At 47.5% G+C, this 19,114-nt stretch carries 17 protein-coding genes; 4 read left to right on the forward strand and 13 right to left on the reverse strand.

Going from position 1 to position 19,114, the window contains the following annotated elements; genetic code table 11:
• Positions 1-233: 233 nt before the first annotated feature.
• Together selB and selA are read right to left on the reverse strand one after the other, a co-directional pair.
• A complete protein-coding gene (gene selB / locus SCACP_RS21090; protein WP_425059428.1) occupies positions 234-2,114 on the reverse strand; it encodes a selenocysteine-specific translation elongation factor in 1,881 nt (626 codons plus the stop codon).
• Between the two features lie 76 nt (positions 2,115-2,190).
• A complete protein-coding gene (selA, locus tag SCACP_RS21095; protein WP_425059429.1) occupies positions 2,191-3,609 on the reverse strand; it encodes an L-seryl-tRNA(Sec) selenium transferase in 1,419 nt (472 codons plus the stop codon).
• A 164-nt stretch (positions 3,610-3,773) separates the two neighbouring features.
• Between selA and yyaC the strand changes: the two genes are divergently transcribed.
• Positions 3,774-4,388 carry a spore protease YyaC gene (gene yyaC, locus SCACP_RS21100; protein WP_425059430.1) on the forward strand — a complete coding sequence of 205 codons (615 nt, stop codon included), beginning with the start codon at positions 3,774-3,776 and terminating at the stop codon, positions 4,386-4,388.
• A 124-nt stretch (positions 4,389-4,512) separates the two neighbouring features.
• Here yyaC and SCACP_RS21105 read toward each other — a convergent pair whose 3' ends face one another.
• The 9 genes from SCACP_RS21105 to SCACP_RS21145 form a co-directional block, all read right to left on the reverse strand.
• Positions 4,513-4,890 (reverse strand): bactofilin family protein, encoded by a 378-nt coding sequence (locus tag SCACP_RS21105; protein WP_425059431.1) that lies wholly within the window; start codon positions 4,888-4,890, stop codon positions 4,513-4,515.
• Between the two features lie 23 nt (positions 4,891-4,913).
• Positions 4,914-5,840 carry a M23 family metallopeptidase gene (locus SCACP_RS21110; RefSeq protein ID WP_425059432.1) on the reverse strand — a complete coding sequence of 309 codons (927 nt, stop codon included), beginning with the start codon at positions 5,838-5,840 and terminating at the stop codon, positions 4,914-4,916.
• 73 nt (positions 5,841-5,913) lie between these two features.
• Positions 5,914-6,459 (reverse strand): DUF4446 family protein, encoded by a 546-nt coding sequence (locus SCACP_RS21115; protein ID WP_425059433.1) that lies wholly within the window; start codon positions 6,457-6,459, stop codon positions 5,914-5,916.
• Positions 6,460-6,497: 38 nt separating this feature from the next.
• The gene (locus tag SCACP_RS21120) at positions 6,498-7,190 is read right to left on the reverse strand and encodes a DUF554 domain-containing protein (protein WP_425059434.1); all 693 of its coding nucleotides are present in this window, start codon (positions 7,188-7,190) and stop codon (positions 6,498-6,500) included.
• Positions 7,191-7,193: 3 nt separating this feature from the next.
• Complete coding sequence (locus SCACP_RS21125; protein WP_425059435.1) at positions 7,194-8,339, reverse strand: aminotransferase class V-fold PLP-dependent enzyme; 1,146 nt, start codon at positions 8,337-8,339, stop codon at positions 7,194-7,196.
• A 14-nt stretch (positions 8,340-8,353) separates the two neighbouring features.
• The gene (gene hydF / locus SCACP_RS21130; protein ID WP_425059436.1) at positions 8,354-9,577 is read right to left on the reverse strand and encodes a [FeFe] hydrogenase H-cluster maturation GTPase HydF; all 1,224 of its coding nucleotides are present in this window, start codon (positions 9,575-9,577) and stop codon (positions 8,354-8,356) included.
• A 16-nt stretch (positions 9,578-9,593) separates the two neighbouring features.
• Positions 9,594-10,997: an aspartate ammonia-lyase gene (locus SCACP_RS21135; protein ID WP_425059437.1), complete on the reverse strand. Its 1,404-nt coding sequence runs from the start codon at positions 10,995-10,997 to the stop codon at positions 9,594-9,596.
• A 65-nt stretch (positions 10,998-11,062) separates the two neighbouring features.
• Complete coding sequence (locus SCACP_RS21140) at positions 11,063-11,980, reverse strand: ParB/RepB/Spo0J family partition protein (protein ID WP_425059438.1); 918 nt, start codon at positions 11,978-11,980, stop codon at positions 11,063-11,065.
• Positions 11,973-12,734, reverse strand: a complete 762-nt coding sequence (locus tag SCACP_RS21145) for a ParA family protein (protein ID WP_425059439.1) — start codon at positions 12,732-12,734, stop codon at positions 11,973-11,975. The genes SCACP_RS21140 and SCACP_RS21145 overlap by 8 nt, the downstream gene beginning before the upstream one ends.
• A 295-nt stretch (positions 12,735-13,029) precedes the next feature.
• Here SCACP_RS21145 and SCACP_RS21150 point away from each other — a divergent pair, with 295 nt between their 5' ends.
• The 3 genes from SCACP_RS21150 to SCACP_RS21160 are packed head-to-tail and all read left to right on the forward strand — an operon-like array spanning position 13,030 to position 17,027.
• Complete coding sequence (locus tag SCACP_RS21150; protein WP_425059440.1) at positions 13,030-13,722, forward strand: methionine synthase; 693 nt, start codon at positions 13,030-13,032, stop codon at positions 13,720-13,722.
• Positions 13,715-16,078, forward strand: coding sequence for a homocysteine S-methyltransferase family protein (locus SCACP_RS21155; RefSeq protein ID WP_425059441.1), 2,364 nt, complete (start codon positions 13,715-13,717; stop codon positions 16,076-16,078). The genes SCACP_RS21150 and SCACP_RS21155 overlap by 8 nt, the downstream gene beginning before the upstream one ends.
• Positions 16,079-16,088: 10 nt before the next feature.
• A complete protein-coding gene (locus SCACP_RS21160; RefSeq protein WP_425059442.1) occupies positions 16,089-17,027 on the forward strand; it encodes an ADP-ribosylglycohydrolase family protein in 939 nt (312 codons plus the stop codon).
• A 333-nt stretch (positions 17,028-17,360) separates the two neighbouring features.
• On the opposite strand, the gene noc is transcribed toward SCACP_RS21160, so the two are convergent.
• Positions 17,361-18,308: a nucleoid occlusion protein gene (gene noc, locus SCACP_RS21165; protein ID WP_425059443.1), complete on the reverse strand. Its 948-nt coding sequence runs from the start codon at positions 18,306-18,308 to the stop codon at positions 17,361-17,363.
• A gap of 75 nt (positions 18,309-18,383) precedes the next feature.
• Complete coding sequence (rsmG, locus tag SCACP_RS21170) at positions 18,384-19,103, reverse strand: 16S rRNA (guanine(527)-N(7))-methyltransferase RsmG (protein ID WP_425059444.1); 720 nt, start codon at positions 19,101-19,103, stop codon at positions 18,384-18,386.
• Positions 19,104-19,114 lie beyond the last annotated feature (11 nt).

Raw genomic sequence — 19,114 nt, forward strand, 5'->3', positions numbered from 1 at the left:
ACCCTGCGAAGATACCCTGTTTGGGACCTTCCGCAGGGTCTTTTATACCCACGGTGTAGTGCGTGCCACGCTGCACCTGTGTCGCTTGGTCCAGACCGCTTTAGCGCGGAACCCTAGACACACTCCCCCAAAACATATGTACACCGCAAAAAAACCGTAATGTACACTGTTTATTTTGAATTTAATTATAGAAACGAATTGTTATGCTGTCAATATACATAATTAAAGTAAGTTTATTCTGACAAATCCAGGATTTTCTGGGCCGGACGGCGCACATCTCCGTCCCTTATTGTATATTTATGCATATCCAGGTATTCTATAACCGGCAAGGCGACTTTACGGGAAGTGTTCAGAAGATCGCGCAATTCGGCTACTGTCAGTGTGCTGTTTTCCTTAAAATGCCTGTGAATAAGCTGTACAATGTACTGAATTGTTTTGCGGTATACAAACATATCACTCACTTTTATTAACATGCCGGCACGGACCAGGGAATCATGAGCAGCTTTCGCTTTAGCCGGCGGTAAAGATAATTTTTGCGCCAACAGAGCCGGGTCAATGTTAATTAGTCCTATATCATCCAGTGCGGCCTCGGCTTTGGCGGCAATGTCCTGCTTCCAGCCGCCATGTCGCTCGGCATGGCTTTTCAGCGCAAGATCGCCGCCGGTAACAGTCAGCACAGCGCTTTTTTGCCACTCAGTAAGCATAATTTCAAAGCTTTTATCATCCAAACCCATCTTTTGCCTGGCTACTTCTTTAGCCAGACCGCCCCGGTCTGGCTGCATTTTATGATACTCCTTAAGCATATTTGTCAACTGCTTAGTCAATTGGTCGAAAACACCGGTCGGTATATAATGATTTTCCAGGCAGTAAAGCTTTTTTGCGGCTACCATCTTTTCAATTACCCGGTCTACTTCTTTTTCAGGTAAATATCCTGTCTGACGTCTGATATCCTCCAGTACCAATAACTTGCGGCTCTCATTCATGCGGTGGAAAATGATATTCTCTACATCCCGGTTGACAACCGCATCGGCAAGCGCTGCCCGCTCATGGGTCAACCGTCTGGTGGCCCGCCCAGGCGCCGTCAAAATAACGCCGCCGAGCAAGTGCTGCGGCGAATACAGCCTGATAATTCCCCGGTCGCCGACTCCGGCCGCCAACGGCTGCTCCAGAATGAGCCGCATGTGTTTATTGGATGTTTCTTTATACGAATACATTCTGCCCAGGAATTCGCCAGTCCCTAAATGCAGCCTGACCCGTACGCCACTGTCCACATCCTGCCGCCAATCGGCCAGCACATCCCAAATTGGGCTGATCTCACCCCGTTCCACAGCGCTGAGTGCCATCCCCCGGGCAACTTCGGCCAGTTCTACCCCGGCCAGATTGATGGCCGCCCGCTGACCGGCAATAATTTCGGTCATTTTGCCGCCATGCCACTCCAAACCACGCACTCTGACAATTGTTCCTGACGGATATAGTTTTAGACTGTCACCAATTCTGACCTGCCCGCTCAAAACCGAGCCGGTGACAACCACCCCATAACCTTTGATGGTAAATGCCCGATCAATCCAGAGACGAAAAGGCGCTTTGCTGTCCCGGGCAGGTAGTTTTCCGGCTACGTTCGCCAGCGTGTGCCTGAGTTCATTAATCCCGGCCCCGCTTACTGCCGATACCCGGCACAATGGCGCATGCTGCAAAAAAGTATTACTTATATATTCCCGTATTTCACTCTCAACAAGTTCCAACCATTCGCCGTCTACCTTGTCAATTTTGTTAATGACCACTACTCCCTGCTTTATTCCATAAAGGTCAAGCATCGCCAAGTGTTCTTGAGTCTGGGGCATAATTCCCTCATCGGCGGCAATAACCAGCATTGCCAAATCAATGCCGCCTGTTCCGGCCAACATATTTTTTAAGAATCGCTCATGCCCGGGAACATCCACGATTCCGGCTGTGAGCTCCTCTCCGAGGGATAATGAAGCAAAACCTAAATCTATGGATATACCCCGTATTTTCTCTTCTTTCAGGCGGTCAGTGTCTGTTCCCGTCAGCGCCTTAATTATCGCCGACTTACCGTGGTCAACATGGCCTGCTGTTCCAATAATTACATATTTCATTAACAAGCCTCCGAATTGCTTTAGAGTTAGGATTAATTAACATAATAGTACATGATCTGTTCTTGTTGTATTTTGTTTACATAATATTATGAAGAACTTGAGCAATTTCCTCTAGATCTGCCTCAGATAAGCACCGGACATCAAAAAGTACGTTATCGTCCTGTACGCGGACAATTATTGGCACATTCCGCTGCCGGAGACGGCTTTCCAACTGATTTGCACTAAGATTCGGCACGGCTACAACTACACCATAACCTGTCAAGACTGCTGCCGGTAACGCCCCCCCTCCTGCCGGCGATTCTACCCGTACTACCTCAATAGTAATTCCCGGGCGCGTATGCTGTGCTATCAGCTCTTTAAGCTTAAGGGCCCGTTCCTTGAGCTGGCTGTCACTTGCGCTTAACATAGCCAGTACCGGCACATCATAAACAGGATTGCCTAATAAATAATCCATTAATGTGCCCTCCAACGCCGCCAGCGACAGCTTATCAATACGAATGGCTCTGAGCAGCGGGTGCTTTTTCATCATAGAAATATAGTGGGCTTTACCGGCAATGATACCTGCTTGGCTTGCGCCTAAAAGTTTATCACCGCTAAAAGTAACAATGTCAAACCCCGCAGCGAAGCGTCCGGTCACAGCAGGTTCTGTCTGTCCTCCCAGTGCCAGCGGCATTAGCGTGCCACTCCCTAAATCCTCAATAACCGGCAAATTATATTTATGGGCTAAAGCCGCCAACTCACTTTCAGCGGGCTTAGAGGTAAATCCGACAATGCAATAATTGCTGGTATGCACTTTTAAAATTGCGGCTGTATTGGGCCCTATGGCTTGCTCATAATCATAAAGGTGGGTCTTATTCGTTGTCCCAACCTCTACGAGCGTAGCACCGCTTTGTTTAAGCACATCAGGAACCCGGAACGAACCGCCAATTTCTACAAGTTCACCACGACTGACAATTACTTCCCGGCCTTTGGCCAATGCCGACAACACCAGCATAACAGCTGCCGCATTATTATTAACCACCAGTGTATCTTCGGCTCCGGTCAGCTTGCGTAATTGCTCAGACACATGGGCATACCGGCTACCGCGCTGACCGTTGGTAACATTATATTCCAGTGTGCTATAACCTTCCATGATTCCAGCCACGCAGACTCTTGCCCGCTTGCTTAGCGGCGCCCGTCCCAGATTGGTGTGCAACACTACCCCGGTGGCATTTATAAGACGCCGTAAACTGGGCTGAGATGCTTGGGCCAGAAGATCTTTGGCATAGGTTACAAGCGCTTCAGGACTCGTATCCGGGTCAAGGCCCTGCCGCACCTGCTCCCTGGCGTCGGCTGCCGCCTTACGTAAAAAACCAGCGATCAGTTCACGGGGATAATGCTTTAAGTCATCACAGCTTTCGGCAACGGCCAAGAGACGGTCTATTGCCGGAATAGCTCTAAGCTTAGTGTTATCGGCATCCATATAGTTAGCAGCCCCCTCAACAATGTTAAACATTTCCTCTAGTATTCCCGTTTATTGTTAAATTTTCCTGCCCTTGTGTATAGATTGCCTTTAAATTACACATACTGGTAATAAAGTGAGTCTTAGGTTTCCCGCCCCTTGCAGACGGGAGCTTACAGGCTGTTAACAAAGATAAAAACGTAACAGGAGCTTTAGGCATGTTAGATAACATTTTAAGCTTCCCGGGAATTAGCAAGCTGTCCCCTGTTAAGCCGCCACCTGCCCCTGAACCGCCGCGCGAGCTCAAATTTAACATTAACCAGCCGAATGCCATTTATGACTTGGCAATGGCAGTGCGGGACCTGGTTCAAAACGCCAAAGCCGATGGTCGTGAAATTATCGTGTTGTGCATTGGCACTGACCGTTCAACCGGTGACTCTCTCGGCCCGCTCACCGGGTCAAAGTTGAAAACCATTAATTTGTTTCCCCATATTTATGGCACTCTGGATGACCCGGTACATGCCACTAATCTGGACACGATGCTCAAATTCATTAATGCCACTTTTACGCAGCCGTTTGTTATTGCAGTAGACGCTTGCCTGGGTAAGCTTGAAAATGTAGGCTGTGTAACAGTAGGCCGGGGTTCGGTTAAGCCCGGTGCTGCCGTTAACAAGGATTTGCCGGCTGTTGGCAATGCTTATATCACCGGTATTGTTAACGTCGGCGGCTTTATGGAGCATTTGGTTTTGCAAAGTACCCGCCTGAATTTGGTTATGAAAATGGCTGATACCATCGCACACGGCCTATCCTTCGGTCTAGGCCGTACGTACTAATCACCACAATGATAAAAGGGGCTTGTCCCAAAAGCCCAAAATTAAGGTTGACGGTGCTTTCTAATCCCCAAAAAAGTAGTCCGTATCACATAAAAGTGGTACGGACTTGCTTATTTTTATACTGTTATTTATCATCTCCACCGACCGCTTCCTGAAGCATCTGACATGCACCACGGAACACAGCGCCTTCATTAATGGTCAATGTGCCAACTTTTATATCGCCAAATACTTTGGCCGTAGCTAAAAGCTCCAGTTTATCGGAGACATCCACATTACCGGTTATAGTTCCGGCCACAACAGCGCTGCGGGCTTTTACCTTGGCCTGAAGATGTCCGGTTTCACCGACTACAAGGTCGCCAGCCGTAGTAATATCTCCTTCATGTTGACCGTCAATACGGATGGTGCCTTGCGAAGTGATGCTGCCTTTAAAACAGGTATCATTTCCAATGACAGTGCCAACTTGATCACCGAAGCTGATAGCTTGTTTCTTACTGCCAAACATATTAACTTTTACCTCCTAAAGCATTACAAAAAAGTTGACGGATTTACAGCCGTGCCATTGACGCGGACTTCATAGTGCAAGTGGGATCCTGTGCTTAAACCTGTACTTCCCATATAGGCGATCGTTTCGCCTTTTTTAACCTTTTGACCTGTCGTGACAAGAATCTCCGAATTATGACCGTAAATAGTCACGATACCGTTGCCGTGATCAATCTCTATCATTTTTCCATAACCACCATACCAGCCGCTATTGACAACTGTACCATCAGCAGTGGCAACAACAGGTGTCCCCGCATCATTGGCAATATCAATGCCCGGATGCCAATCGCTGCCCCAGCCCAACGGTGAACTGCGCCAGCCAAAGCGCGAGGTTACATCGCCGCTAGTCGGCCAAATGGAAGGAGTGGCCGCCAAACGCTCATTTCTTTCAGTCAGTGTATTTTTTAAATTGACCAAGCTCTGTTCTCTTGTTTTAACCGAAGCTTCCAGCTCTTTAACAAGATTGGTTAATTCATTAATACCGGGCTTAACTTCAGGGCCGCCCTGCCCATTATGATTTGCCACCCGCACCGGGGCTGACCTGGATACATTAGTGGAGTCCTCACTATTCACCAGGTGGCGAAGCTCGGCATCCAACTGGTTAAGACGATTCATATCCGCCTGTAGTTTAGCCGTCATTTTCGCCAACTCTTCAAGCTGCACATGCTGTTTACTATTCTCTTCTCTCAATTGAGTCAGTTCAAGCTTTTCCTGAGTAGCTACATTGGCCTGATGGCGATAATTCAGCATTGTGCCGGAAAGTATTGCAAGGCAAATACCAAGCGTAGCCGCTGCGTATTTGACTGTTTTAATCGGTATACGGACACTAAATACAGCTTTGCCGTGATGAGGCACAATCATCAAAGTATACTCGCGTCGGTCAGGCTTTGGGAGTTTTGAATTCAACAACATCACCTTCTTTTAGTTACCTTACATATGCCTAACTTCGATGATATTCGCCAAAAATCGCAAAACTCCTGCCAGTTTATGAAATTTTTACCAACGCATTATGCAAAGCCTGTTTTTCTTCATCAGTAAGATAATAGGTAGACTGACCACCAGTCACTGGTTTGGCATACACTCGCGATTCATTACGCCCATAGATACTCGACAGTACCAGTCCGTTCTTGTTTCCGTCCAACAGGGCAACGGCAAAACTAAGGTCGCTGCCTGTGTCTTCAAAGGCATTAAACCGTACTACACTTACATATTGAATTGAAGACATGGCGACAGTTTGGATACGCCGGTATTCGGCCGATAGTTTGTCAACTTTGTCCACAACTTGACGGACCTCTTCAATATGGCCCAGGAGTAAGCGTTCAACATTAGCGCCCTCCATCCCCTCCATCATTTTTCGGTAGCGTTTGTTGAGCTTGGTCATTTTTATATTGATGTTTATAAAAACGATTAGGGCAAGAAAAATGAGCACCGTAAGCCCAAGTAATATATACGGTAAATTATTCGTAACAAAAAATGTATACTGTGACAAGTCAATGGTAGTCATTGTATCACCTTTCTTTTTATGTACCATAAGCCTGAAACAAATCGAATGCAACCTGGCGATAATACCTACATTGGCCAGAAGTATGCGATAATGGCTGCCGCCGGTATGGCTGGCAGCAAGTTTGCCAGTCTTATTTTTTTCACTTCCAGCATTAGTATGCTCACCCCAACAATAAGAATCCCGCCGGTTGCAGTTAATTCTTTGATTACACTATCAGATAATACTGTACTGAAAAAGCCTGCAAGTAAAGTAATAAGTCCCTGGTACACCAGTATGGAGACGCTGGAAAACGCTACGCCAATCCCCATGCTTGAGGTAAATACTACCGATGTGATACCGTCCAGCAACGATTTGGCATATAAAGTACTCGTATCACCTGTCAGGCCATCCTGGATAGAGCCAACAACAGCCATGGCCCCAATGCAATATACCAGGCTGGCTGTAACAAAACCATGCCCAATATTGCTGGGCCCGGCTTGGTCCTGGCTGCTCAGCCTGGTTGATAACCAAGCACCAATTTTGTTAAGAAACCCGTCGATATTTAACGCTTCTCCAATAATTGCCCCAGCTGCCAGGCCTAAAATGACAACAAGCATATTCTGTGTCTTAAACGCCATTTGTAGTCCTATTACACCAACAGCCAGCGCCATACCGTGCATGATGGTGTTTTGATATTTTTCCGGTATACCGCGTTTTAACGCTAAGCCCAACCCTGAACCAATTATAACGGCAGCAGCGTTAACAATAGTACCTTTCACTGTCTAACCCCCTTGAGCGGCAAGTTCTCTAACAGCTTGGAGTGCCTGCCCTATTTCTTCGTCAGTATTAAAAAATCCCGGACTGAACCGAACTGTCCCTGTTTTCATCGTGCCCATAGACCGGTGAGCCCAGGGAGCGCAATGTAATCCAGCCCGGCAGGCTATGCCGTAATCCCGGTCAAGCGCATGAGCAACCTGACCACTATCCCTGCCATTCAGTGTAAAAGAGACAACGGCAGTGCGGCCGCTAATATCAACTGGTCCGTGAACAATTACTCCTGGAATGTCTTTTAATCCATTCAACAGTAATTTTGTTAATTCCAGTTCTCTCATCTGAATTTTAGGCCGGCCTGTTTCCAAAATAAACTGCACCCCGGCTTTCAGCCCGGCGATACCGGGTGTATTCGGTGTGCCGCTTTCGAGACGATCAGGCATAAAATCCGGCTGCGTGTCCGATTCAGATAAGCTGCCTGTGCCGCCAACCCGCAGCGGTGTTACATCAAGGCCTTCACGCACATAAATTCCACCTGTACCCTGCGGACCAAACAAACCTTTATGGCCGCTAAAGGCTAACACATCAATGCCCATACTACAAACGTCGATGGCCTCTACCCCCGCTGTCTGGGCAGCATCAACAATCAGCACCACACCATGCTGGCTTGTCAGCTTGCCCACTTCAGGCACCGGCATAATGGCTCCAGTGACATTAGACGCATGACACATGATCACAGCTTTGGGCCTTTGTCTGATAGCAGCCGTCATGGCAGCCATATCCAATTCCCCGTTACTTGTACAAGGAATGATATTGGCTATTACACCCTTTGCTTCGGCAAGTCTGATTGCCCGGGCAACGGCATTATGTTCCACCCCTGTTGTTACAACAGTATCGCCAGGGTTTAAAATGCCGAAAACAGCCATATTTATCGCGTCGGTAGCGTTATGTGTGAATACAATCTGATTAGCGTCCTCTATGGCAAATAGTTCAGCCAAGGCTTCTCTTGCTTCATAGAGCAACATACTGGCTGCCCGCGCCATGCTGTGGCCGCCGCGTCCCGGGTTAGCGCCCATCGTCCTTAAACAATGATCTACCGCCTGATATACACATTCTGGTTTAGGCCAGGTTGTAGCGGCATTATCAAGATATATCACAGCTTGCTCAGCCCCTAATCTTCAAGAATCATCCGCGCCAGTGGGAATGGTTCCAGCGCCCGGTGCAAAATACCATGGACTTTGGCAATCAGTAATCCATAGTTAACAATAGGTACCCCCGCTTCTCTGGCCATAGCCAACCGGTATAGCATTTCCCGGCGATTGAGCATACATGCCCCACAGTGCACTATAAGTTTGTACTGTGTTAAATCAGGTGGAAACGTACCACCCGATACCCATGTAAAATCAAGTTCACCCCCTACCGCCTGCCTTAGCCAGCGCGGTATTTTTACCCTGCCGATATCATCAGCTTGACGGTGGTGGGTACACCCTTCAGATATTAACACTTTGTCGCCCGGCTGCAGCGTTTCGACGGCTTTGGCACCGGCCACCAGTGTTTCGAGGTCCCCTTTATGACGAGCCATCAAAATTGAAAATGAAGTAAGCATAACACCTGGCGGAGTATCGGCGCCGACTTTCATAAACTCCTGCGAATCGGTAACCACCAGCCGCGGCGGATTTTTAAGTCCTTCCAGCGCTTCTTTAAGTTCACGTTCTTTAACGACAACGGCGCAGGCGTCATTATCCAAAAGATCACGGATGGTCTGAACCTGGGGCAATATTAAGCGGCCTTTGGGCGCCGCCAAGTCAATGGGCACAACCAATACTACAGTATCTCCCGGTGATACCAGATCACCAATAATGGGAGGACCTTCCCAATTATCAGGTGCCAATTTGATCATCAACCGTTTTAATTCTTCTATACCCTGACCGGTTTTGGCACTAATGGCAGTAAGCGGCAAATCAAGCATAGCACTCCAATCTGCAAGCTTATCCGCTGTTACCGCTATGAGATCATTTTTATTTACTACACCGGCAATCGGCATACTACGTTTTCTGATTTCCCTAACCAGTGTCTCTTCAAAACCGGTTACCCCTTGTTCAGGTTCAATCACAACTATGGCCAGATCAGCTTTATTAAGTACCTGCATGGTTCTTTCTACGCGCAGAGTCCCTAAATCGCCGACATCGTCGATCCCGGCTGTGTCAATAATCATGACCGGGCCAATAGGTAATATCTCCATCGCTTTGTAGACCGGATCGGTCGTTGTGCCTGGCACATCTGAAACCAGCGCAATATCCTGACTGGTCAGGGCGTTAATCAAACTGGACTTACCGGCATTTCTCCGACCAAAGATAGCGATATGCAAACGTGAACCTTTCGGCGTTTCTTGCATGTTGATTTTCCCTCCCCTACTTTTGCGCCCCGGCAATTCCCGGTCGAGTCATCGCCCGTGGGTCCAAAATGGCATCAAGTCTTTCTTCAGGTAACACACCCAGTTGCAAAGCTGCTTCCCGCACGGTGCGGCCTGTCTCCATGGCCGTACGGGCAACTTTCATTGCCAAGTCATAGCCAATATGCGGAGCGAGCGCCGTAACACTTACTTGACTGGTATCTAATAGTTCACGGCATCGCTCTGGCTGGGCTGTTATCCCGCGAACACAAAATTCAGTCAGTATTTTCACAGCATTTGTCAACACCGTCAGACTTTCTAACAAATGATGGGCAATAAGCGGCATAAACGGATTTAATTCCAATTGCCCTGATTGAGCCGCCATGGCAATAGCCATATCTGAAGCCATTACATGAAAAGCAACTTGATTAACAGCTTCAGGAATAATAGGGTTAACCTTACCTGGCATAATCGATGAGCCGGCTTGACGCTCCGGCAGTTTTATCTCCCCTAATCCTGCCCGTGGACCGGAGGACAACAGACGAAAATCATGGGCAATTTTACCTAAATTAACAGCTAAGGCTTTAAGCAAGCCGGATACTTCAACAAAGACATCAGCATTCTGAATAACATCAATCATATTTTCGGCTCTGGCCAAACCAATACCCGCGTACTGACGCACACGGTCATTAACCATAAATATGTATTTTTTATCAGCATTAAGGCCGGTGCCAATGGCTGTCCCGCCCAATGCCGCTTGGCGCAGCCGCTCCTCGACTTTATAAAGTCGCCAGCGGTCACGGGCAATGGCTCCGGCATAGGCGCTAAATTCCTGACCAAGCATTATGGGTACAGCATCCTGCATCTCGGTACGACCAACCTTGATCACTCCGGCAAATTCGGCTTCTTTGTCTTGGAGCGCTTCCTGTAACGCGGCACAACCTTCGCTAAGCGGCTTCAGTAGCCAGATGGCTGCTATCCGGAGCGCCGTAGGATATACATCATTGGTAGATTGGTGCATATTCACATGATTGAGCGGGTGCACCAGCGTATAGTCGCCACGCTTGCCATGTAACAATTCAATAGCTCTATTTGCCAGCACTTCATTAACATTCATATTGGTGGAAGTACCTGCCCCACCTTGTAAAGCGTCAATGATAAACTGGTCACGCCATTTCCCGCTCACCACTTCATCAGCCGCTACCGCTATTGCCCGGGCTACTTCCGGGGATAAATAACCCAGTTCCGCATTTACTTCAGCAGCCGCTTTCTTAATTAACGCTATGGCTTGGATAAGGACGTGCGGCACTCTATACCCTGACAACGGAAAATTTTCTTGTGCCCGCAAAGTATGAATACCGTAGTATACCTCGGCAGGAACCTCCCGCTCGCCCAATAAATCCTTCTCTATCCGCATCTCCATCGCTTACCTCCATTCCATTAGCAGCAAAAGATTCCAACTAAAAATTGTTTCACGTGAAACAATTTTTATACTACTAGCTGTCCACGAAACTTTGCCGCCGGCACTTCTTCGCGGATGGACAACATTTCAACAATCCGCTCCAAATCCTCCTGGGAGTAGTATTCGATTTCAATTTTGCTTTTTAGTTTACCCGGCTTGATTTTTACCTTAGTACCTAACATTACCTTAAGCCGGTCTTCAAATTCACTCATAAATAACTGATTGACTTCATCTACTTGTTCCGGTTTAGGTTCAACTTTTTTATCCGGACGGTGCGCCGCCAGACGGCGGACTAATTCTTCAGCATCCCTGGCAGACAAATCTTCCTCTATGATCTGTTTAGCAGCATCAAGCTGAAGTTCTGGAGTTTGCAGCGCCAATAGCGGACGAGCTTGGCCCATAGTTAATGTTCCACGTGAAACAAATTCTTGCACTTCAGGCTGAAGATTAAGCAACCGGACAATATTAGCAATCATGGAACGACTACGGCCAATCTTTTGCGACACTTCTTCCTGCGTGAGACCAAATTCGTCCATAAGCCGGCGAAAAGCCATGGCTTCCTCAATGGGATTAAGGTCTTGCCGCTGCAAATTTTCAATGAGTGCAATCTCCATCATTTCAGCGTCAGTATATTCCCGCACAATAGCCGGCAGACTTTTTAATCCAGCCATTTGCGAGGCCCGCCAACGCCGTTCACCAGCCACTAACTCATAACCAGTCAGTATTTTTCGCACTACAACCGGTTGAATAACACCATGTTGCTTAATCGACTGGGCTAATTCCGCCAGCGACTCTTCATCAAAATCACGCCGGGGCTGATGCTGATTAGGAATTATATCTTTAATATCAATTTCGTTAGCAACTTCACTTTGCTCGGCATTTTGCGCGGTGCCAGGAGCACCAAACAATGCATCCAAACCACGCCCTAATCCGCGTTTACTCATCGCCAATCACCTCACGCGCTAAATCAAAATATACTTCAGTTCCCTTGGATTTGGGGTCATACTTAATCACCGGCTGGCCGTGACTGGGGGCTTCACTTAAGCGGACATTCCGGGGAATAATCGTTTGATACACTTTATGCCGGAAATGATTTTTGACCTCGTCCACAACCTGAATAGACAGATTAGTACGGGCGTCAAACATAGTAAGCACTACCCCTTCCAAAGTAAGCACAGGGTTAAGGTTTTTTTGCACCAGACTAATTGTATTCATCAGTTGGGTTAACCCTTCCAGGGCGTAAAACTCACACTGAATCGGCACAAGTACCGAATTGGCAGCAGTAAGTGAGTTAATAGTCAACAAGCCCAACGATGGCGGACAGTCGATCAATACATAGTCATAACTAAATTTTGCTTTATCCAGCGCCCGCTTAAGCCTCCCTTCGCGGGACATCATCGATACCAGCTCAATTTCGGCTCCCGCCAACTGGATGGTAGCAGGCAACAATTTAAGATTGGGTATTTGGGTTTGGACAACAATAGATTCAACAGGGACATCATTAACCAAAGCATCATATACACATCGTTTAATTGTTCCTTTATTAAATCCCAATCCACTCGTAGAATTCCCTTGAGGGTCAATATCAACGAGCAGCACTTTTTTACCCAACTCAGCCAAACAGGCTGATAAGTTGACCGCAGACGTTGTCTTGCCGACTCCGCCTTTTTGATTGGCGATAGCAATGACTTTAACCAAACTAGTTCACCTCAAAATAGATTAGTTCCATCATTTCATTCCACACTAACCGCTGTTTTCCTGCCAAAAATTGTTGTGAAAATATAAATAATGTTTACATAAAAACACTACACTGAATTTATCATGCAATGTCAAGTAACTAAAGTGAATCGATTCACAAAAATTCGTTAAAATAACCTCATACTTTTTTTATTTATAATAGTGTTATATTGTAAATATCACTGCTTTATCAAATCAGCAAAATATAATATAATGCAAATGATACCAACCTGTACTAAGGAGGTCTTTTACTATCATGCCGATTTATCACCCGCGCCTGACAACAATTGACCTCAAAGAAACCAAGCGTTACGCCGGATTAAGCAACAAAACCGACTTCTCGGAAAATCTACTTGCAGAAGCATGCACCCGGGCGCAATTATTGGTTACACCTAAAGGAATATGGAACATTTACGCATATGATCAGGATACGCATACGATCATGGCGCCAAACCCGCTTGTATTATCGGCAAATAACGTTATCAGACACCTGCACGGCTCAGTGGAAGTAGCAGTAATGGCGGTTACTATCGGTCTTACGTTGGAACAGGAAGTATCAAATTTATTTTTACAAAACCAATATACCCTGGGTATGCTCTTAGATGCCGCCGGCACGACAGCAGTTGAGGCAGCATGCGATGTCATCTGTAACGTAATAGACCAGCACGCCGCCCGTTCGGGCCTTACTGCCGGCCGCAGATTCAGTCCCGGCTACGGAGGCTGGTCAATAGATATTCAGCCCGATATTTTAGATTTAGCATCCGGCGGTGCTATTGGCCTGAGTGTAACTGCCAGCAAAATGCTGGTACCACGCAAATCAGTAACTGCCATAGTTGGTCTCTACCCCTACCAGCAAATGCTCAACATTCCCGAACACCAGGAACTATCCTGTGATAAATGCGGACATTCCGGTTGTCACGCACGAAAGGAGTCGAATAACAATGATTAACATTTTTGACGGCGCTATGGGAACTATGCTGCACCAGGCCGGTCTAAAACCAGGCCAATGCCCTGAAATATGGAATATTGAACAACCCGAAAAGGTAACAGCTATTCACCGTCAATATATTGAAGCAGGCGCCAATATTATCGAAACTAATACATTTGGCGCCAACCGCATCAAATTGAAACATTATGGCCTGGAAACCAAAGTAGCGGCAATAAATGCTGCCGGAGTAGCCGTAGCCCGTCAAGCCGCCAAAGGGTATGGCAAAGTGGCCGGCTCGGTCGGGCCAACAGGAAAATTTATCGCGCCGCTCGGCGATTTAAACTTCGACACCGCCTACGAAGTATTTTACGAGCAAATTTCCGCGCTTGATAAAGCCGGTGTTGACTACATAATTATTGAAACAATTATTGATATTCAAGAAATGCGGGCAGCCCTTTTAGCTGCCAAGGCAGCAACACGCCAACCCATCATCTGCCAGCTATCCTTTGGCGCTGATGGCCGAACGGTAACAGGCACCGATCCGCGCACAGCCGCAACCACCTTGTCGGCCATGGGCGCCAGTGTCATCGGTGCCAACTGTTCACTCGGTCCAGCCCAGTTGTTACCGGTAATCGAAATACTTGCCCGGTCTTGCTCCCTGCCGATCAGTGTACAACCTAATGCCGGCATGCCGGAACTGATAAACGGTCAAACAGTTTTCCCCATGGCGGCCGACGAAATGGCATCCTGGGTCCCCAAACTGGCCGCAGCAGGGGCAACCTACATCGGCGGCTGCTGCGGCACCACCCCCCTCCACATTAAAGCAATCCGGCAAGAAGCAGATAAACTTAAATTTCAACCGGAATACCAGAGCCATGCGGTAACCGCTTTAACCAGCCGCACCCGTACCGTGTACCTTGGTCCCCAATTTGCCCCGGTAATTATTGGTGAACGGATTAATCCGACCGGCCGCAAAGCTTTGGCTGCCGACATCAAAGCAGGTAATTTTGTAACTGTCAAAAAAGAGGCGTTAGCTCAAATAAAAGCCGGAGCCGGCGTACTTGACGTTAATATGGGCGTGCCAGGTATTGACCAGGCTACCACTATGAAACAAGCCATTGATGAATTAGCCACCCTGGTCGATGTGCCGCTGGCTATCGATACCACCGATCCGGCAGCACTAGAAGCCGGCTTAAAAGCCTATCCCGGCCGTGCGCTTATTAATTCAGTGACAGCAGAGTCCGAAAGGCTGGAATCTTTTCTACCGCTTGCCAAAAAATACGGCGCTGCCGTATTATGTCTACCATTATCAGACAGCGGTGTTCCAACAACTGCCGTAGAACGAATCAAAATTGCCAAGCAAATAATTAATATTGCAACAGAACATGGCCTGAACCGGCATGATTTATTACTTGACGCATTAGTTATGACTGTGGCTACAGATGCAAAAGCAGCAGCCGAAACACTGCTAACCTTAAAATTATACCGGGAACAACTCGGCTGCCCGGCCGTTATGGGGCTAAGCAATGTATCATTTGGCTTACCCCGTCGCGATTTAATGAATGCCACGTTTTGCGCCATGGCACTTGCCGCCGGCCTTGACGCTCCCATACTTAACCCCTTTGACCCGCTGATGCAGGATATTTGGTCAGCAGCAGCAGCCCTAGGCGGCCATGACAGTCAAGCTGTAGCCTACAGCAAGAAACATGTTGCCCTGCCCGCTCAAGAAGTCAGCAATACCATTCCGGACGACATACTGGCGCAAATACGCCAAACAGTAATTAATGGCGAAACAACCGGCGTAGCCCCGCTCATTCGCCAGGCCCTTGCCGAAAACTTTACGCCGTTAACAATTACCGAGCAGGCATTGACTGCGGCAATGAACGAGGTAGGAAAAGCCTTTGGCCAGGGACGTTGTTTCCTGCCCCAGGTGTTACTGGCCGCGGAAACCATGCGCACTGCGTTTGATACAATTAAAGAAGTATTGCCCGCGCATACCGCGCAAAGCTTAGGAAGTGTAATTTTGGCCACAGTTAAAGGTGATATTCACGATCTAGGAAAAAACATTGTTGCTGCTTTGCTTGAAAACAACGGCTTTACTGTCATTGACTTAGGCAAAGACGTTAGTCCCGAAACCATTGTAGCCGCCACCCGGGAACATAAGCCGCACATTGTCGGCCTGTGCGCGCTAATGACTACTACGCTGCCGCAAATTGATATCACCATTGCTGCACTCAAAGCCGCCGGGTTTACCGGCAAAACTATTGTGGGCGGCGCTGTACTTACTGAAAACTATGCCCGCCAAGCCGGAGCTGACGCCTATGCCGCCAATGGCGTTGATGCCGTCAATATTGCCAAACAACTTATTGAATGCTAGGAGAAGAGTAATGAATCACGACCGTTACCGGGGCGCGCTATTGGGTCTGGCCGTTGGCGATGCTTTGGGAATGCCGCTGGAATTCAAAGCTCCGGGAAGTTTTACCCCGGTAACCGGCCTCATCGGGGGTGGCCGCTTTCATCTTAAAGCCGGACAATGGACAGACGATACTTCAATGGCGCTATGCCTGGCAGAAAGCCTTATTATTTGTCATGGTTTCAATGCCGCCGACCAAATGGACCGGTATGTACGCTGGTACAAAGACGGCTATTTAAGCAGCACGGGGGTATGTTTTGATATAGGCAACACCGTTCGGGCAGCCTTGGATACTTACATCAAAACAAGGCAGCCGTATGCCGGTTCAGAACATCCCTGTACTGCCGGCAATGGTTCAATTATGCGGCTGGTACCCATCCCGCTCGTTTATGCCGCCAATGTCCCATTAGCCATTACCATGGCCGCCGACAGTTCCCGGACTACCCATGCGGCGGCAGAGGCTGTTGATAGTTGCCGTTACCTGGCCGCCCTCATTATCGGTGCACTGCACGGCATTGACAAAACAATACTGCTGTCTAGCCGTTATTCACCAAAACCTGACAGTTGGGCCCGGCCATTATGTCCCAAAATTGATGAGATTGCTGCCGGGTCATTCAAACATAAAAACCCGCCTGCCATTCGCGGTACAGGTTATGTAGCTGATTCGCTTGAGGCGGCGCTGTGGGCGTTCCATAACAGCGCCAGTTTTGCCGAAGGCGCGCTCCTGGCAGTAAATCTGGGTGACGACGCCGATACCACAGGTGCCGTATACGGACAATTAGCCGGAGCTTACTATGGAGCAAGCGGCATACCGGAAGACTGGCTAGCGATTGTTTACCGGCGGGACTATATTGAAGAGCTGGCTGATAAACTACTCAGCCTGGCAAAGCAAATACAAGTAACCAATTTATAAATTTTTACCTTAATTGAGTCAATATATATAGTATCCAATAAAGATGTACAGGCGTGTTGTTAGTATAAGCGTAAGTCAAGCGCCAGCGGTGGAGCGTTACTAACAAGACGCCTAGAAAAAAATCTTTATTGGATTTCATATAGTTTGTAATAATGAAGCAAAAACCCCCCGTTAACGGGGGGTAAATATTTTATGGGCAATTAATTATCGCCTCCTGATTATTCTCGGGATTGTGTCCCTTCGTTTATAATCATACCACGACATTGTGAATATCTTATGAAGATGCAATAAACAACCTATAAATAATCTATAAAAAATTATGCCGATTTGACGCTACTTACGGTTATTTTTTACCTGAATATTGATATTAACATATTCACCTTCAATATCCTGCTTAACTTTTATATCCATGCCGCTTTTCTTCATCTGACTTACTACACTATTAATCGTGTTGATAAATATGCGAACATCTTTAATAATTTTGACCACTGTCTGTTTGGGAGTGGCTTGCTTGTCTTTTTCCCGGGAAATATTTCTGGTATAAGTTTCAATCAAATCTTCCGTTTCACGAACATTTAAACCCCGTTCTTTTATACCGCTAAGCACCTCCATTTGCAAACTGGTATCATCCAGTTTCAAAAGAGCACGGGCATGGCGTTCAGTCAAACTCTGTCCCACCACTGCCTGGCGTACTTCCGGCGCAAGTTTCAACAAGCGAAGTTTATTGGCGATCGTTGACTGATTTTTCCCTACCCGGCGGGCCAACTCTTCCTGGGTAAAATTAAAACTGGCAATAAGCTGCTGGTAGCCTTCAGCTTCTTCTAAAAAATGCAAGTCTTCCCGCTGCAAATTTTCAATCATGGCTAGTTCGGCCATTTCCTTATCATCAAGTTCCCTCACAATAACGGGAACTTCGGTAAGACCGGCCAGTTTAGAAGCTCTAAGCCGCCGTTCACCGGCAATAAGTTCATAGGCATCACCCTGGCGACGTACTAATAGTGGTTGAATCACACCGAATTCGCGGATAGACGACGCCAACTCATTAAGTGAATCATCATTGAAAGTTTTACGAGGCTGAAATGGGTTAGGAACAATCCTTCCCGTAGCAATTTTTTGCACCGGTTGCGCTTCTACAGTGTTACCGGCATCGTTATTATCGGGAGCAGTAGTATTAGCTGCATCAATTTGTTCAGCATTAATCGCAGGAACAACTTCAGAAACAACTTCGGGAACGGTCGGCGAGGCGTCTCCAATACCAAACAGCTTGGCCAAGTTTCTCATGTTTCCACCACCTACAAAACAACATTGGACGTGCCTTACATGTATATTCTGCAGACAATGGAATTTTCCTCTAAATCATAACGGCTTTTTTTCCGGGGTTCCCGGACGTCTTGGATAGTTTGGTGGTGTTGACGCAATTTTTTTAATATAAATTACCGCCCGTTTATCAACCAGTCCTGGCAAATTCACAGGAATGATGTGCGCAACTTTCCCGCCTAAAATAGTTATAGCCCGAGCGGCTTCGGCCACTTCTTCTTCATATTGGGCCCCTTTTAAGGCGACGAACCAACCGCCGGTTTTTACGAAAGGCAGACATAGCTCACACAGAATATTGAGCCTGGCTACTGCCCGCGACACAGCCACATGGTATTGTTCGCGGTACTGCTTATTCTTACCGGCTTCCTCAGCCCGGGCATGAACAATTTCCACCCCCGTAAGCCCAAGTTTATCAGTGACCTCCCGCAAAAATACCAGACGTTTATTCAGCGAGTCTATGAGCGTCAGCTTTAAATCAGGCCGGTAAACTTTAAGCGGGATACCGGGAAAACCGGCGCCTGTTCCGACATCGACCACACTGGCGCCAGGGATGAAGACATCATCCCGGTAACAAGACAGCGAGTCAATCATATGCTTAATCGCAACTTCATCAGGCTGAGTAATCGCCGTAAGATTTATTTTCTCATTCCATTCAATTAACAAGCGGTAGTATATGTCCATAGCGGTTATTTGGGCGTCAGACAGCTCCAGTCCATAGTCATTAGCGGCTTTAGTCAGCTGGTGGCTAAAATTGTCCATTTTAAAATCCC

This window comes from Sporomusaceae bacterium ACPt (genome assembly GCA_041428575.1).
In the GTDB taxonomy this organism is placed as follows: Bacteria; Bacillota; Negativicutes; order Sporomusales; family Sporomusaceae; genus Sporomusa_D; species Sporomusa_D carbonis.

Coding starts and splice junctions, on each gene's coding strand:
- selB (WP_425059428.1), bottom strand. CDS start 2,114: ATGAAATATGTAATTATTGGAACAGCAGGCCATGTTGACCACGGTAAG.
- selA (WP_425059429.1), bottom strand. CDS start 3,609: ATGTTTAACATTGTTGAGGGGGCTGCTAACTATATGGATGCCGATAAC.
- yyaC (WP_425059430.1), top strand. CDS start 3,774: ATGTTAGATAACATTTTAAGCTTCCCGGGAATTAGCAAGCTGTCCCCT.
- SCACP_RS21105 (WP_425059431.1), bottom strand. CDS start 4,890: ATGTTTGGCAGTAAGAAACAAGCTATCAGCTTCGGTGATCAAGTTGGC.
- SCACP_RS21110 (WP_425059432.1), bottom strand. CDS start 5,840: ATGTTGTTGAATTCAAAACTCCCAAAGCCTGACCGACGCGAGTATACT.
- SCACP_RS21115 (WP_425059433.1), bottom strand. CDS start 6,459: ATGGTACATAAAAAGAAAGGTGATACAATGACTACCATTGACTTGTCA.
- hydF (WP_425059436.1), bottom strand. CDS start 9,577: ATGCAAGAAACGCCGAAAGGTTCACGTTTGCATATCGCTATCTTTGGT.
- SCACP_RS21135 (WP_425059437.1), bottom strand. CDS start 10,997: ATGGAGATGCGGATAGAGAAGGATTTATTGGGCGAGCGGGAGGTTCCT.
- SCACP_RS21140 (WP_425059438.1), bottom strand. CDS start 11,980: ATGAGTAAACGCGGATTAGGGCGTGGTTTGGATGCATTGTTTGGTGCT.
- SCACP_RS21150 (WP_425059440.1), top strand. CDS start 13,030: ATGCCGATTTATCACCCGCGCCTGACAACAATTGACCTCAAAGAAACC.
- SCACP_RS21155 (WP_425059441.1), top strand. CDS start 13,715: ATGATTAACATTTTTGACGGCGCTATGGGAACTATGCTGCACCAGGCC.
- SCACP_RS21160 (WP_425059442.1), top strand. CDS start 16,089: ATGAATCACGACCGTTACCGGGGCGCGCTATTGGGTCTGGCCGTTGGC.
- noc (WP_425059443.1), bottom strand. CDS start 18,308: ATGAGAAACTTGGCCAAGCTGTTTGGTATTGGAGACGCCTCGCCGACC.
- rsmG (WP_425059444.1), bottom strand. CDS start 19,103: ATGGACAATTTTAGCCACCAGCTGACTAAAGCCGCTAATGACTATGGA.